Origin of the sequence: Chitinophaga sp. 22620, from assembly GCF_052044405.1 — a bacterium.
In the GTDB taxonomy this organism is placed as follows: domain Bacteria; phylum Bacteroidota; class Bacteroidia; order Chitinophagales; family Chitinophagaceae; genus Chitinophaga.
Map to the genome: position 1 here is coordinate 148886 of NZ_JBQEMV010000003.1, position 14133 is coordinate 163018.

At 54.3% G+C, this 14133-nt stretch carries 10 protein-coding genes and 1 tRNA gene; 4 read left to right on the forward strand and 7 right to left on the reverse strand.

Annotated features, from left to right (window positions below; translation table 11 throughout):
• Positions 1-45: 45 nt before the first annotated feature.
• The 3 genes from ACTJIK_RS15975 to ACTJIK_RS15985 all read right to left on the reverse strand — a co-directional run bounded on the left by ACTJIK_RS15975 (position 46) and on the right by ACTJIK_RS15985 (position 4263).
• Positions 46-768 carry an SRPBCC family protein gene (locus ACTJIK_RS15975; protein WP_440647827.1) on the reverse strand — a complete coding sequence of 241 codons (723 nt, stop codon included), beginning with the start codon at positions 766-768 and terminating at the stop codon, positions 46-48.
• 366 nt (positions 769-1134) lie between these two features.
• Complete coding sequence (locus tag ACTJIK_RS15980; RefSeq protein WP_440647829.1) at positions 1135-1719, reverse strand: type 1 glutamine amidotransferase domain-containing protein; 585 nt, start codon at positions 1717-1719, stop codon at positions 1135-1137.
• 120 nt (positions 1720-1839) lie between these two features.
• Positions 1840-4263, reverse strand: coding sequence for an AsmA family protein (locus ACTJIK_RS15985; protein WP_440647831.1), 2424 nt, complete (start codon positions 4261-4263; stop codon positions 1840-1842).
• Positions 4264-4343: 80 nt separating this feature from the next.
• Between ACTJIK_RS15985 and ACTJIK_RS15990 the strand changes: the two genes are divergently transcribed.
• The gene (locus ACTJIK_RS15990; RefSeq protein ID WP_440647833.1) at positions 4344-5123 is read left to right on the forward strand and encodes a zinc-dependent peptidase; all 780 of its coding nucleotides are present in this window, start codon (positions 4344-4346) and stop codon (positions 5121-5123) included.
• A gap of 3 nt (positions 5124-5126) precedes the next feature.
• Here the strand turns inward: ACTJIK_RS15990 and xrtN are convergent, their stop codons facing one another.
• From xrtN to ACTJIK_RS16010, 4 genes are all read right to left on the reverse strand, one after another.
• Positions 5127-6491, reverse strand: coding sequence for an exosortase N (gene xrtN, locus ACTJIK_RS15995; RefSeq protein ID WP_440647835.1), 1365 nt, complete (start codon positions 6489-6491; stop codon positions 5127-5129).
• Positions 6482-9049: an XrtN system VIT domain-containing protein gene (locus ACTJIK_RS16000; protein WP_440647837.1), complete on the reverse strand. Its 2568-nt coding sequence runs from the start codon at positions 9047-9049 to the stop codon at positions 6482-6484. Before ACTJIK_RS16000 ends, xrtN begins: the two co-directional genes overlap by 10 nt.
• A 114-nt stretch (positions 9050-9163) precedes the next feature.
• Entirely contained in the window at positions 9164-10531 is a 1368-nt protein-coding gene (locus ACTJIK_RS16005; protein ID WP_440647839.1) for an alpha-L-fucosidase, read from the reverse strand.
• 157 nt (positions 10532-10688) lie between these two features.
• Positions 10689-11222: a GNAT family N-acetyltransferase gene (locus ACTJIK_RS16010; RefSeq protein WP_440647841.1), complete on the reverse strand. Its 534-nt coding sequence runs from the start codon at positions 11220-11222 to the stop codon at positions 10689-10691.
• Positions 11223-11269: 47 nt separating this feature from the next.
• Between ACTJIK_RS16010 and ACTJIK_RS16015 the strand changes: the two genes are divergently transcribed.
• From ACTJIK_RS16015 to ACTJIK_RS16025, 3 genes are all read left to right on the forward strand, one after another.
• A complete protein-coding gene (locus tag ACTJIK_RS16015) occupies positions 11270-12289 on the forward strand; it encodes an alpha/beta hydrolase (RefSeq protein WP_440647843.1) in 1020 nt (339 codons plus the stop codon).
• Between the two features lie 147 nt (positions 12290-12436).
• A tRNA-Lys gene (locus ACTJIK_RS16020) sits at positions 12437-12509 on the forward strand.
• Between the two features lie 251 nt (positions 12510-12760).
• A complete protein-coding gene (locus ACTJIK_RS16025) occupies positions 12761-14020 on the forward strand; it encodes a site-specific integrase (protein ID WP_440647845.1) in 1260 nt (419 codons plus the stop codon).
• Positions 14021-14133 lie beyond the last annotated feature (113 nt).

The following is a 14133-nucleotide window of genomic DNA, read 5'->3' on the forward strand; positions in this document are numbered from 1 at the left end:
ATTCCGGGACGCCACTTTTTTATGTATATGAATGAAGTGCTTCGTTTAGCCGACGGCGATATTGCCGAAGCCGGCGTTCTTTTCTTCCAGGTGCTGTTTGAAACCCCTTACATCGTTGCGCACCAGGCTCTCGAAAGCAGGATTGAACAGGCGGGCAATGCCTTCGCCTACGTATCCTGCGGGCGGGCGGTAGCTGATGGTGACCAGCAGTTCAGTGCCGCCGTTCTCCGTATCCCTGAAGCGGATCTTGCCTGCATTGGCCAGCTGTGCACCTTCCAGCGAGCGCCAGCCCAGCATTTCGCCGGGCACGTCTTCCACGATCTCCGCGTCCCACTCCAGCTTGATGTTGCCTGCAAGGCGGATGGTCCAGTGGCTGTAACGTTCGTCCTGCACATCCACATCATGCAGGTGCGCCATGAAGGCGGGAAGGTTTTCCAGCTTGCGCCAGTAGCTGTATACTTCCGCACGGGGGCGGTCCACCACGAAGGAGGTGCGTATGTTCACCGAGCGGGCGTGTTTGGGCCTGAGGTTCTCTTCCACGACGGCAGATACGGGGCAATTGCCGGAGATGCCGCGATAAAGCAGGTAGCTGCCTGCAAGGATGCGGACGAGGCTTTTCACGGGCGTCTTACCAATGTCCGCCAGCCCGATATATACCAGGGATGCACCGGCTGCGGAAGAAATGATCCTGCCGGTTTTAGATACATTGATCACCGTGGAATTTTCATATAACCCGCCGGCACGGGGTGTTCCTTTTTCCTGCTGCATATGTTTCCATTTTGTGTAATACCATCCAAAACCTTGCGAGAGTGTAAATCCATTGATTTTCAACTCTATGTGCCGGGGTATTGTGTAGTTAATTCCCCAGCATTTCCCATTCTGTAAACAAACGGGTGAGAGTTTTGTTTCCTGATTTCCGGAAAACACTTTCTTTAATCAGCCGCCTTCCTCCAGCATCGCAGCGCAATTGCCCGCACCGGTGGGTAACGGTGATGCCCGGCATACCGGCCCATGAAGGAGAAGTGCATCAGCAAGCCGAAACTACCGCAGTGATCAATATTGAACTCCCGCGAGTAAAAAAGCCGGCTGATATGATCAGCCGGGCTTCATAATTTTTTTCTTCAGCGAAAGCGCTTATCCCAACTGGTGCACGCCGCGTGTTCTCGTTAAATGCTGTCCCTCGCCGATCTCTTCGATCATCTTTTTACAGAATGCCGGGAGGTCGCCGGGGTTGCGGCTGGTTACAATTCCATTGTCCACCACCACTTCCTGGTCCACCCACTTCGCGCCGGCATTGATCAGGTCTGTTTTCAGGGAAGGCCACGAGGTAACGGTCCTGCCTTCCAGCGCATTGGTCTCGATCAGCGTCCAGGGGCCGTGACAGATGGCGGCGATGGGTTTTGCCTCGTCCGTAAAACCGGTTACGAATGCTACAGCATCCGCGTCCATGCGGAGCTTGTCAGGATTGATCACACCGCCGGGCAATACCAGCGCGTCAAAATCGCCGGAGCTTACGTCCTTCACGGTTGTATCCACCTTATATTCTTTGCCCCAGTTCTTCTCAGCCCAGGATTTTACAGTGCCTTCCTTGAGGGACACCACCTTCACATCCGCGCCCGCATTCTTCAGCGCTTCCACCGGTTGGGTGAATTCGGATTCCTCGAAGCCGTCGGTGACCAGCACGGCTACTTTTTTGTCCTTCAGCGTTTGCTTTTCCATGATTGTTGTTTTAGGTGAGATAATACCCAAAACGCAGCAAAAACGGGTCCGTGCCGGAATAACGGCAGGCTCCCGGGTTACGGCAGTGTGGTACGTGGATTTATTTTCTCAATACGGGGGCTAGTCTCCCTTGCCGAGTTTCATTTTCACCTTGCCATCCTCCCCGTCTACGGCATGAAGGTTAATGACGATACCTGATTTCCGGCGTTTGTGCAGCTCTTCAATATCCGTTACCAGCTCGTCTTTTTTGGGATTACGCAACGGTACGCGCAGCTTGATATCCGTGCCTTTGGGAATGCCGTATACGCCCTCCACTTCCACGTTCAGCACGCTGGAAGCAATGAGCATCGGGTGGATGTGGATCTTGCTGCCCCGCACGTCCAGCGTGTTCTGTATCTTTTCGAAAGTGATGTTGCTCATGTCCCGCTTGCGGAACACGAATTTGCCGATGTTCATCAGCGGCTGGAAGTTCACCAGCGCGCCTTTGTTGAGCGTGAACGTCACAGTGCCGTGCATGGTATGCGGTTTCACGGTGGCGTCGGCTTTCATTTCCCCGTTCATATTAGCTGTGGCGGAAAATACGCCTTTGAGGTTCTTGGCGGTCACGCCGTCCTGCCCGAAATTTTCGAAGGCATGGAACAGCTGGTCCACCTGCACCTGTTTTATGTTCGCGCTCACGTTGAACTTATCGCCGTTACCCGAGTGACGGATGTTCCCGTTCATGTTCATATACCCGCCCGCGGTCTGCAGGGCCACATTGCTCAGCTGGATGCCGTCCTGGTTCATACGTACGCCCGCTTTCACATTGGCGGCGGAAAACTGCCGGTATCGGATCTTGTCCACCGCCAGGTTCATATTCACGCTGCTCTGTTCCAGCACCACGTCCAGCTGTTTCATTACGCGGCTCATGTTCTGCTTGTTTTTATGCGCTTGTTGTGAAGCCGTTCTTTTTTGCCGTTTCGAAAAGAAAGTATGGAACTCGTTCACGTTGATCATCGGGCTGCGCACGGACCAGTCCAGCAGTATCTTGTCCGGCGCCGCGAAATACAGGTTCAGGATGTTGCGGATGCTGCCTTCCATTTGTACGATGCTGGAGCCGGACTGCAGGCGGATGTCGCGGAAAAACAGATCCGCCCCTTCAAAGATGAGCGTGGCGTGGCAGGTATGGAATGCCTGGCTGCGCGGCACGTAGGTGAATGCGCCGTCTTTCACCCGTATGCTGCCGCGGATGTAGCCGGGAATGGTGTCTTTCGGGTTCCAGGTACCGGCATAATCCAGGTCTACCACCGCGTTGCCGGCGGTGAATTGGAACAGGTTCGGGCCAATGGCCTGTGTGAGCCGTGTGAGCGGGAAAGAGGATTTAAAACGCCCTGTGAGCACCGGGTGCGCCAGTTCTATCACGCGGATGGTATCGGCGGTAACGGGAATGCTGTCGTACATAGCCGAAAATCCATGCACGCTCAGGCGCGAGTTGGCGTTGTTGTGGCCCATGCCTGGCGTTACTTCGTTGAAGAACCCGCCGGTGAAACTCACGTTTTCCAGCGTCAGGGCTCTTCCCTTCATCACATTGTCCTTTACGGTCCAGTTCACCTTCACGTAGGGTGTGTCGCGGAATTTCATGCGGCCGTGAATGTCCGCCGTTACGTCCAGCGGCTTTTCAAAATCAAGGCTGTCCAGCTTCGACGAAATATTCGGCGTTACCAGCGAAGCGGCCAGGCGGAAAGGTATCTGGCTGGCGTTGATGGCGAGGGAAAACAACGCGGGCTGCTGCGAGAAGTTGAATTCCCCGCCGATCTGCACGGGCTGCCCGTCGAACCGGAAAGGCTGTGGCGGGATGCGCAGGGTTTTGCTGTGCCGCACGAACTGCACGCCGATGTCTGCCGTCAGCAGCTTTTGTTTGGCATAGCTGCCCTTGGTGGTGTTGAATTGCAGGTCGTTGATGCGCGTTTCGAGGTTAATGGCGGCCTGCCAGCCGGAGGTATCGTATTTCATTTCGCCTTTCAGGCGGTAGATATCGAGGTTGAAAAGTTTCAGCTTCACCTGGTTCTCCATCGTGAACTGCACGTTTTCCAGTATCAGGCGGCGGACGGTGGGTTGCTTTCCTGTAGTGGGTTTGGAGGGTTCCTTTCCTTTGAGTAGGTAAGTATTGGAAAAGCCCGTGCTGTCCGTATAAATATAAATATTTCCGTCCTTGAGACTTACCTCTTTGATGTCCACCTTGTTGCGCAGCAGCGCGAAGGTGTTCACTTTCACGAATACTGCCTGAACGTTCAGCAGGGCGTGTTTGTGCACGGGGTACAGGCTGTCTTTGAGGGTCACGTTTTTGAGCGTAACGGAAATATTGGGGAAAGCCCTGATGAGGGAAGGCTCCATTTCCTGTATCTCCAGGTTGCCGCTGATGCGGTCGCTCAGCTGGCTGGTGATCTCCGCCAATATTTCGGCCTTGCGGTTGCGCACGATGAGGGCGAGCACAAACCAGAGTATTATCACCAGTACGATCAGGCTACCGGAAACTATCAATGAAATACGTAACCAGCGGGGCATGGGTTAATGGGTTGATCATCTTGAAGTTAAACAATAAAACGCTGAAAATGTTGAATTGCTGAATTAATCCGATATTAGCGATGATGTTACCGATTATTATACCTGTCGTGATCATAGCGTTCCTGTTCTGGTGGTTCTACCGCCCGAAGAAGCAGAAACCCGGTTTTGTACCGGCTGATATTGAGGGATTGCTGGAAAACAATGTCCGTTATTACCGCCAGCTGGGCGATGAGGAAAAAGCCCGTTTTGCCGCGGATGTGCGGGAATTCCTGGGGCATACGAATATAGAAGGCGTAGGCGCCGCGGTGGAGGACGTGGATAAGGTGCTCATTGCGTCAAGCGCCGTGATCCCGATCTTTGCGTTCCCCGGCTGGAAATACCGCAATCTCACCAATGTGATCCTTTACCCGGATACGTTCGACGAAAAATACCAGTTTGAAGGCGACCGCCGCAGCATCATGGGCATGGTAGGCAGCGGGCACCTGAACGGGCAAATGCTGCTCTCGCAGTCCGCGCTGCGCAGCGGTTTCTCCGACCACGGCGGCAGCAGCAACACCGCTATTCACGAGTTCGTGCACCTGGTGGATAAAACGGACGGCACGGTGGACGGCATGCCCAGCAGCCTGATACAGCATAGCTATTCCCTGCCCTGGCTGAAAGTGATGCATGAAGAGATCAGGCGGATCGAAAGCGGGCATTCGGACATCAATCCATATGCGGCGATGAATGAAAGCGAGTTCCTCGCCGTGGTGTCCGAGTATTTCTTTGAAAAACCGGGCACGATGGCCGAGCATCACCCCGAGCTGTACCGCCTGCTGAGCCAGATATTCCGGCAGGACCCCGCCGCCCGCCAGGGATAAGCCTTACAACGTGATGCATTTTTTCACCGCGCCTTCTTCCAGCAAACGGTTCACTTCGGCTTCCAGCGTTTTATCATCGCCCGCGGTCACATTCACCACGGCAAAGCGGCTTCTTTCCGACAGGGCCCGCCAGCGCCAGGCAAACTGCGAGATCGTTTGTACGTTCCCGTTATCGTACCACCAGGCGGTGCAAAGCTGCTCCTCCCCTTTTTCCAGGCGGCCTGTAAAGATCTCCCGGCCAGCCACCCGGCTTTTCCGCACCTGTTTGAAGGTGTAACCGCTGCCTTGCCAGCAGGTGGTGGGGTGATGGTCCGTATAATAAAAGCCCGGGATGGATTTGATGTAAATAAGCGCCTGCGCGTTTTCCAGCTTCATCACATGATGCGCCATCGGTGTTACCTGGTAGCCGCTCACAACAGGCTGTGCGGCAGTCAGGGATAATTCCGGCGACCGGCTGATCTTATATGCGACCATCAGCACACAGGCGGCCAGGCAGATATGCGCCTGCGCCAGCATGAACGGATGCAGCTGTTCTTTGGCGGCACCAGTCACGCGGGGCCTGCCGAAACGCTGCACCAGCCTGGGGCATAACCAAATGAGCGGAAGCATCACATACATCAGCAGGCAAAGGATGCCGGTCCATTCATGCATAAAATGTTCCGGCGGGATGTTGAACCGCACCAGCAGGATGATGCGGAACAGGTTGCCCGCAACATTGGCCGCGAATATGAATGCCAGCAGCAGCGCGGTCTTTTGCCAGGAGAGGTATAGCCCTGCTTTACGCTGACTGTAACCCAGCAGCATAATACCGCAAAGCAGGGAGCTCACCATCATGCTCAGCCCCATGCAGGCCGCGTCCACGGAAAAACTGTTCCCGTTCAGCAAAATCGAATTCCCTTCCACGGTTACGGCGGCGCCAGTGTACAGCAGTGCTTTTCCCGCTATGGCCGTCAGTTCCATCCGGATGGGAAAAGTGAAAATATTGGTGATGTAGGTGAAGATGGGCGACATCAGCATCAGGGCCAGCACAGGAAGACCGTTGATGCGGCCGAAAGCCCCGTCTGCCACGAAACACAATGCCAGCGCTATGGCCACGAAAAGCAGCGTTTTGGCCGGCACTATCCACGCCAGCACGCAAACGGCCAGGGCCGCGTAGTAGAAACGGAGACTGCCGCGCCGGAGCGGATTGCCGGCCATCGCCAGCGGGATGGCCAGCAGCCCCAGCAGGAAACCCGCGGAGTTCCAGGCGATGTACCCGGGCAGTGCATACAGCACGATGCCCAGGTAAACGCCCGTGATCAGAATGGCAGGAATGGAACGTTTGCAGGTTTCCATTGGTTTGCATAGAATGGCGGAAGTTACACGCATGCGGATCTCCATTTGCGTTGATAAATAAGCCAGGCAAGGGATAAAAGGGCTATGATGATGAGCGCCCATTCATGCGGTTCAGGAACGGCGCCTTTAGATTTCAGGGAGGCATTCTTCAGACTGTTGTTATCGTCTTTAATGCCGAAGCGGTCGTAGTCTGCCTGCTTTTCCAGCACCACGAGACTGCTGAGCGGCGATACCACGTGCGCCTCGGTGGCGGTGCGCAGCAGTTCTTCATGCCCCGCGGCGGTGGTAATGAGACCTTTGCCGGTTTCGCGGAGGATGTGATTGTAGGCGAAGAGGCGCATCAGGTGGTCCGGGGCGTTCGTTTCGTTGTCCCTGGCGGCGACATGCTGTTCCATTGCGTTCGCTGATGTACCTGTTCCTGCGGGAAGCGTATCTGTTAATGCAGATTTCACCGGCTGAACGCTATCCCGCACGATGGCGATCTGCGCCTGGTCGATCACCACCCTGTCCGCCGTTTCAGTATCTACCGCAAACTTGTTCGTGCTGAGCAGCACTTTCAGCAGCAGCAGCCCGCCCTGCTCATAGCGGAACGCGCGCGATTCCTTGAGGGCTTGGAGGTAGGGAGATAAATTATTCCCGCCCAGGTTCAGCAGCCGCACTTTCGGCAGCGTGGTATCCCGCAGGCAGGCCGCCAGTTCCTCCCTGAAACGGCTACCTTCCAGGTCTTGCAGGGAGGGGCCTTCCGGCGGGCCTTTCGTGATCAGCAGGGCGTGTTCCGCGTCTTTGATTTCCTGTATGGGAAAGATGCTGAAGCGTTGCGCGTGCAGGGCTTCGAACAGCCCGCTCCTGTTGCCTGCTGTTACGTCCACCAGTTCGTCGTGCAGGTAAACCTTTACTTTGCGTTCGCCTGCCAGGCGCAGCGTTTCAGTGAATTCAGGCCAGCTCCAGGCGGCGTTCACGTCCAGATAGATGATATCCGTTCGCGCTTCTTCGCGTTGCAGGTTATAGGGCTTTATGCTGAAAGATCTCCCTTTGCAGGTAAAGCGGTTGGATGGAATGGTCCTTTCCGGCAATTGCAGGCTCCATGCTTCGCGGTAGCCGCCTTCGCGGAACCAATGTGTGCCTGCGCCGCGGAAGCCCGCTGGTGGCGTTATTTCCCCGGCATCGCCTATCAGTTCGATGCTGGCTTCTTCGGTGGCAAAACCGGCGGGCGGGCCCTGGAAGGTGATGTTGCCGTATTGCAGCTGGTGGTCCGCCACGCTTAGCGGCGCCGTAATGCCGATGCGGAATATCCGCGTATTGTTTGCTTCAATGGGAAACACGCGAACGGATACACGATTTCCTTCCTGCCAGTGCACCACGGACGGGTCGCGCACTTCAACGCCTACAATGGTGCGGTACGCTGTGTCCGCCTTTTCTTTCGTGGTAAGCACAGCCTCTTCTTCCCTGCCATTGATCCAGAGCGACAATGCGCTCACCGTTGCGCCCTCCGGCAGCTGGAAGGTGTAGATGGCTTCCTGGTTGCCCCAGGATTCAGGGTTGGAGACAGTAAAGGCTTTTTCTGTGTACGACAGGCGCAGCTCCGGCCATATCCTTACGCGGGTACTCACATAGCTGGTATACAGCGAGCGGCCGGACCAGAGGCGCTCCTCTCCCTCGTGCCGTTTGTTGTACATCGCTTCCAGTATCTTCATGCGTTCCGCATCCGGCACGGTCATGCGCGGGCGGGCATAAGTAGCGATCACCACCAGCGGATCGTGCTCCAGCTTGCCTTCCCAGTTGCGCGAGGGCATTGCGTCGAAAGAAAAGATACTGAAGTTCATCAGCGGTTCCTTGTACACGATGCCGCTTTTTAATACGCGTTCCGTTACGGCATCCTTATCCAGCCGTTGCGCCGCTTCCACCCATGCAGGCAGAAGGCCCGCGCCCTGTATCTGCTGGCGGTTATAGATGCGCGTAAGCTCGCCGGCGCGCTGATTGTATATCACGCAGAATACGGCCACCACTGCCAGGCCCGCCGCCAGGCCGGCAAGCGCACTCTTCCACAGGCGGTAACGCTTTAGTGCCGCACCAACAATGAAACACAGCACCGCGGGCACAAACGTATGGATAGAAAAGCCGAGCGCAAACAGTGCGGGGATGCTGATGGGATAAAGCGGCAGGAGGAACAGCGCCAGGTAAACATACGCCAGCAGCGCCAGGCCTGCAAAGACGCCCGTCAGCACCCTTGCCCAGGCTGGCAGGCGGCTCATATAGCGGAACAACAACAGCGAGGGCGTAACCACTAAAAGATATATCGCGAACCAGGGTGTAGTGGAATGAAGGATGTTGAGCACGCGGTTCAATGCAAAACAGCTCACGAAATACATCAGGCAAACGAGCACGAACAGGTCTCCCCTGTTTTCCTTTTTCGCGAACCATAGGCAGAGCAGCGCCGCCGTGGCGATAATGTGGTGGGCAAAAGCCAGTATCACCTGCCGCTCGTTGTTGCTGCCCAGGGTTTGCCCGATGAGCAATAAAAGAAAGCTGAGCACCAGTGCAACCAGGTACGCGAGGTAGGTGGGATGGGTAAGCTTGGGATGTTCTTCCATATTAAAAAGTGCTTTGTATTTCAAAGTATATAGCTAAAAAAGGAGAGGATCGACTCCCCTTCTTTTCACTTTGCAATACAAAGTAAAATCAAATTTCCGGATAAAACAAACGGATCATAAAATTCCTTCCACTTCCACTTTTATCACGGTGGCTATATCGTTCGTGCCTTGCGCGGGCAGGGTGAACACGGTGTTATCCCCGCTGGTGCTGTATTTCACCACGTTGCCGCCGATCACGGAGGCGCTTTTTACTTTTTTGTTCAGCCCGGTCACTTCCAGCGAGCCATTGGCCGGCCAGTCGAACACGGAGAGGTACAGCACGGTGCTGCCGCCGTGCTGCCTGCGGGTAATGCGGCCCCAGCTCTGTGGTTTCAGGGGGCTGCCCTTGGTGCCGTAGATCGCTTCGCCGTTCACTTTCATCCACTCCCCTATCCCTTTCAGGCTTTGGATGCTTTCCGCGGGAAATTCCCCTTCTGCGGTGGGCCCTACGTTCAGCAGGTAATTGCCGCCTTTGGAAGCGATATCCACCAGGTTGCGCACCAGTGTTTTCACCGGTTTCCAGTTATGGTCGTAGCTTTTATAGCCCCAGGTGCCGTTCATCGTCATGCAGGTTTCCCAGTCCCGGCCGTCCAGCTCGCTCAGGTTGGGGATCTTCTGCTCGGGCGTTTTGTAGTCGCCGGGGAAATTGGGGCGTTTCAGGCGGTCGTTCGTAATAATGCTGGGTTGAAGCGCCAGCTGTTCCTGGAGTTTCTTCGCGGCATCGTCTGTCATATTTGTAGGCGTATCCCACCAGAGCACGGCCACTTCGCCGTAGTTGGTGAGCAGCTCTTTTACCTGCGGCACAGCTACGTCGTTGATGTACTGATCGAACGTTTTTGTTTCCTGTGCGGGGTCCCAGTGGCCGTTGTGCGCTTTGGTGTAGGCGTCCACCTTCGCTGAATCCGGGTTGGGCCACCCTTCGCGCATGTCTTTACGCGCGGCGGAACCGCCGGGATTGTTCCAGTCCTGCGCCTGCGAATAATAAAAGCCCAGTTTGATGCCGTGTTTCTTACAGGCTTCGGCCAGCGGCTTCAGCAGGTCTTTGCCGTAGGGCGTGGCGTCGGTAATGTCCCATTTGCTGGCTTTGGAATTGAACAGCGCAAAGCCGTCGTGGTGCTTGGCGGTGATCACGATGTATTTCATACCCGCGTCTTTCGCCATTTTCACCCATTCTTCCGCATTATATTTCACGGGGTTGAACTGTTTGGCAAAGCCCTGGTATTCCGCCACGGGCACTTTACTGCGGTTCATGATCCATTCCCCGCCGCCGCGCGCCATGGGATAACCTTTGTAGGTACCGGCGGGTACGGCGTATACGCCCCAGTGGATGAACATGCCGAAGCGTGCGTCCCTCCACCATTTCATTCGTTCGTCATTAGGAGTTTGTGCTGATAAGGTTTGAGCGGTAAGCAATACCGCCAGCAGACAGGCAATTTTTCTCATGGAATTTCTTTTTAAATGCAATCGTTTGCAATAAGACCAAGTTCGGATAAAACGCCCGCTGCCGTTACGAGGTTTTTCGCCAATTGTAGTAGTTTTTTACCCAAAAGCCGGGTTGTGCGTGGCGGATATGATAAAAACCCGGAGCCTGCAACCTGTTTCAGCTGCCCGGCAGCACTTTGGCCATCAGGAGGTCCCGGTCCGTTTGCTTGCCTACCGTGAAGCTGTGCTCGCCGAAGGTGGAGAAACCTTCTTTTTCATAAAAGGCTTTTGCGCGGTGGTTATGTTCCCACACGCCTAACCATAACGTACGTACGAAATGTTCCTTCGCTGTTTTCACCGCATGCTCCATCAGCTGCTTGCCCAGCTTCTTGCCGATGAACTGCGGCAGCACATAGATCTTTTCCAGCTCCATAACCGGTTCGGGTAACAAAGTACCATTATCGGGCTGCCGGTGCAGGTTAAGCTGAATAAAACCGGCATCCTGCCCTTCACTGCTGAGGATGAAATACATTGTGCCTGGCTGGCTGAAAATCGCTTCTATGGCTGCCGGGCTCTTTTTCGTGGAGAAGAATTCCTCCAGGTCCTGCGGCTCGTACACGTCCTGGAAGGTATCGCGGAAAGTTTGCTGTTCCAGCATGATCAAAACGGGCAGATCCGCTGCCTGCGCCCGCCTTACAGATGGTTCCGTCATATGACCGTAATTTATGCTATTTTTGCAAAGTACCCTCCGGTAAAATTATGTGGAAAACCTTGTTCGTCTTACCCTTATTATTTGCAGAACTTGCCAGCGGGCAAACGATCAAACGTGAAGATTTTACATTAGACAGCGACCCCGGCGTGAAGATATTCGTGCGGGAGATCACTGCGCGCAAACGCAGCCGCAAGCCCCCCATCCTGCTGCTGCACGGAGGAGGTTCAGGCGCTGTCGCTTCCTTCGACCTGCCCATGTCCGGCGGCTCGCTTGCCGAAGACCTGGCCAAAGAAGGCAATCATGTGTTCATCATGAATGCCCGCGGCTGGGAGAACTCCACCCGCCCTGATTACGATACGCTCAAACGCTGGTCCATCGCCGGCTCTTCCATAGAGATCTCACATGATATAGACGCCGTAGTGGATTTTATACGTGAAAGAACGAAGGCCAAACAGGTCACTCTTTTCGGCTGGGCCACCGGCGGCCAGTGGATGGGTTATTATGCCTGCATCTACCCCAACCGCGTGGCCGCGCTCATCCTGCTCAACAGTCTGTACAACGAAAAAGCTCCCTGGGATTTTACAGACGTGTTCCGCAGCCCGCTGGACACCTCGCAGTTCAACTACGCTTCCAGCCCCGTACTGCGCCGCGCCACCAAAGCCCAGCTGCTCGATACCTGGAACAGGTCCATCCCGGACGAGGATAAGTCCAAATGGCGCGACCCCGCGCTGGCAGAGCTATATGCTGCCACCGCCGTAGGGTTTTATGAGGACAGTATCCTGGCCGTGCCCGGCGGTTATCGCGCGGAAGCCTTTTACACCGCGCAGGGCAAAGGCCAGTGGCATGCCAAAGAGATCCGTGTGCCCATCCTCTACATCCGCGGCGCGCACGACAACTGGAGCCGCCCGCAGGACCTGCTGGCGCTGCAGCTGCGGCTGGAGAATTCGCCGAAGAAACAATTCCTCACCCTGCCCGAAGGCTCGCACCACGTGTTCCTGGACAGGCCGGAGAAAGGGCGTGCGCAGCTGATACAGGAGGTGACCGCGTTTAATGTGAAGCGGAAGTGATATTTGCTTATCCGGGCTTCAGCCTGAAACTCCTAACCGGTTGAGTGTGAAGAAATTTTCTGGGGTGAATTTGAAAAAAGCTTAAGAATATTTGGATCGGAAAATTTTATTCCTATCTTTGCAATCCCAAAATGAAAAAACGGGGATGATTCCGTAGCTCAGTTGGTAGAGCAATACACTTTTAATGTATGGGCCCTGGGTTCGAGTCCCAGCGGGATCACGAAAGCGAAAGCGAATAATATTAAAGCCGCATAAAACGTAGTGTTTATGCGGCTTTTGTGTTTTTAGGTAGGTGATTGTAATCGATGTTATATCAATGTAAGAGGTAACAAAAAAGGTAACACTAAAAGTTTTTAAGTTCGTGTTACCTTTTTTCTCGGAAAGCCTTATCTGCGGCGGTTTTAAAGAACTGAATCTGATGCAAAACGTATCAAAGAAACCGATTCAGAAACCTTTCAAATCACATCGATTATGAAATTAAGTTCAGAGCTGTGCATTTCATTCTGGAAACGCAACGGCAGAATTAACCCCGACGGCAAAGCGACCATCATGGTCCGCATCGTTATCAACCAGGAGCGCGACGGCTTCTCGCTCGGTTATCAGGTGGAGCCCCACAAATTCGACACAAAGTCCGGTATGATCGCCGGTAAGACTCCCGAAGCCGTTGAGATCAACAAACACATCTTTCATGTGCGCAACGAGCTGATCCGGCATTACAACCTGCTCAAATCCCAGGGCGCCATCGTCACCCCTTCCATGCTCAAAAATGCTTACCTCGGCATTGGCACGGAAAAGCGAACGCTGCTGGAGGTGATCGATTTCCACAATGAGAAATTTACGGAGAAGGTGGAGAAAGGCAAACGCTCCGCCGGCACGTTGAAGAAATGGAAATCCACCAGAGACAAACTTTCCACGTACATGAAGCATGTGCACAAGCTCCCCGATATCCCGCTGGAACGAATAGAATACGCCTTTGCGGAGGATTTTTTTGATTATCTGACCCTTACCCTCGGCTTGCAGGATAACTCGGCCATGAAGTACCTCAAAAATACCAAGCAGCTGCTGAAGCTGGCCGTGCAACGGAAATGGATGCAGCGCAACCCGCTGGAAGATTACACCTGCTCTTATGTCAACCCAGAGCGGGATATTTTAGACATCAGCGAGCTGAGCCTGCTGTTCAGCAAAAAGATTCCCATTCCCCGGCTGGAAGAAGCAAAAAATGCTTATCTGTTCATGGCGCTCACCGGGTACGCGTATAAGGATGCGCTGCTGCTCACGCCGGATAATGTCGTAAAATTCTTCGATGGTGAAGATTGGATCGTGAAGAACAGGGAAAAGACCTGGTGCCGGGAAAACGTGCCCTTACTTCCGCTGGCAAAAGAGATCCTCAGCAAATACAAGGATCACCCCTACTGCATGGCTCATAACTGCTTGCTGCCGATCAAAAGCAACCAGCGTTTCAATGGCTACCTCAAGGAAATCGCTGATCTGTGCGGCATTCGCAAGAATCTCACCACGCACACCGCCCGCCATACCTTTGCCACCACCGTTACCCTGGCTAACGGCGTGCCACTGGAGACGGTAAGCGCCATGCTGGGGCATAAGTCCATCCGCACCACGCAGATATATGCCAAGATCGTGGCTTCCAAGGTAAGCATAGATATGCGCCCGCTGTATCAGAAATTTAATCTGGAGCTGCCGGGCTCCTTTAAAAAACTTAAAGCAGTATAAATAAACGAGATACAGAAAGCCGGATTTACATGGCTTTCTGTATCCTTTGTAATGTATTGATGAAATTTATCGTTATATTTATAATAAGAACCCACTTGGGTATTAATCCCTGA